Source organism: Mycobacterium sp. TH-M11 (assembly GCF_057473725.1).
On the sequence record NZ_JBYCLD010000349.1, the window covers coordinates 1 to 1,555 of the forward strand.

The following is a 1,555-nucleotide window of genomic DNA, read 5'->3' on the forward strand; positions in this document are numbered from 1 at the left end:
CTAAACCTGATCGAACCAGAGCGCGATTTCGCGCTCCGCGGACTCCGGCGAGTCGGACCCGTGCACCAGGTTGTACTGCGTTTCAAGACCGAAATCGCCACGGATGGTGCCGGGCAGGGCCTTGTCGACCGGGTCGGTCCCACCCGCGAGCTGCCGGATCGCGGCAATCGCCCGCGGGCCCTCAATAATTGCCGCTACCAGCGGCGATGACGTGATGAACTCCACCAGCGAGCCGAAGAACGGCTTGCCGTCGTGCTCGGCGTAGTGACGTCGGGCCAGCGTCTCGCTGACGGTCCGCAGTTCCAGCGCCGCAATGGTCAGGCCCTTGCGTTCGACACGGCCGAGTATCTCGCCGATCAGGCGACGCTCGACACCGTCGGGCTTGATCAACAGTAGGGTCCGCTCAGCGCTCGTCACGGCGCACAGCGTAGCGGATCAGTCCGGCGGTCCGTCCTGCCCGGGGAGCAGCCCAAGCCGCTCGCGGCGGAGCACCTCCCAACGCACGTAGGCGATCAGCGACCACACCCCGGCAAAGATCACGCCGATGACACCGACACCCGGATAGACGGCGAACCCCACGATCGGGATCACCTGGACGCCGAGGTCGGCCCAGATGGCCCACGACCGGCCCTGCAGCCCCGACAACACAATCAGCACCGCGGCCAGACCCAGCAGGTACGTCAGCGCACCGGCGCTCAGGCCGCCACCGACCGCGCCCACCACCGGCAGCGCCAGCAGCACCACGATCACTTCGAGGATCAGCGTGCCGGCGGTGACGCCCCGAAAGCTCTTCCACGGGTCGGGCTTGGGCGGCTCGGCCGATGAGGCGGGTGTCGTCATGCGGGATCCCGACCGTAGAGCGTGCGAGCGGCGCCCGCGGTGACGACCGAGCCGGTGATGACGATGCCGGTTCCGGAGAGCGACTCGTTCCCGGCGTGGACGTCGTCGACCAGCGCGGTGGCGGTGTCGATGGCGTCGCGCAGATTCTCGGCGGTGTCCACCCGGTCCGGCCCGAAATACTGCTGTGCGATCAGCGCCAGCGACTCTACGTCGAGGGCACGCGAAGACCCGTTGTGGGTGACCACGATTCGATGGAAGACCGGTTCGAGCGCGGCCACGATACCGCTGGCGTCCTTGTCGCCCAGCACGCTGACCACCCCAACCAGAAAGCGGAAATCGAACTCCTCGGCCAACGTCTGCGCCAGCGCGGCTGCACCCGCCGGGTTGTGCGCGGCATCGATGAAGACTGTCGGCGAACTGCGCATCCGCTCCAGTCGGCCCGGGCTGCTGGCTGCGGCGAAGCCGGCTCGCACCGCGTCGATGTCGAGTTGGCGCTGCGCCCCGGCGCCGAAGAATGCCTCGACCGCCGCCAGCGCGACCACCGCATTGTGGGCCTGGTGCTCGCCGTGCAGCGGCAGGAAGACATCGGAGTAGATCCCGCCGAGGCCCTGCAACTCCAGCAGCTGGCCACCCACCGCGACCTGGCGGCTCAACACGGTGAACTCCGAATCCTCCCGCGCGACAGCGGCATCGGCGCGCACGGCCTGTTCGAGCA

At 68.6% G+C, this 1,555-nt stretch carries 3 protein-coding genes; all 3 read right to left on the bottom strand.

Translation table 11 applies throughout. The annotated features are described in order from the left end of the window. Positions 1–417, bottom strand: coding sequence for a nucleoside-diphosphate kinase (gene ndk, locus AC2VOG_RS13990; protein ID WP_486940488.1), 417 nt, complete (start codon positions 415–417; stop codon positions 1–3). 18 nt (positions 418–435) lie between these two features. Beyond that, entirely contained in the window at positions 436–840 is a 405-nt protein-coding gene (locus AC2VOG_RS13995) for a DUF4233 domain-containing protein (RefSeq protein ID WP_486940489.1), read from the bottom strand. Beyond that, positions 837–1,555: glutamate ligase domain-containing protein (locus AC2VOG_RS14000; RefSeq protein ID WP_486940490.1), on the bottom strand; the 719-nt coding region annotated here is incomplete at its 5' end. The genes AC2VOG_RS13995 and AC2VOG_RS14000, both read right to left, overlap by 4 nt.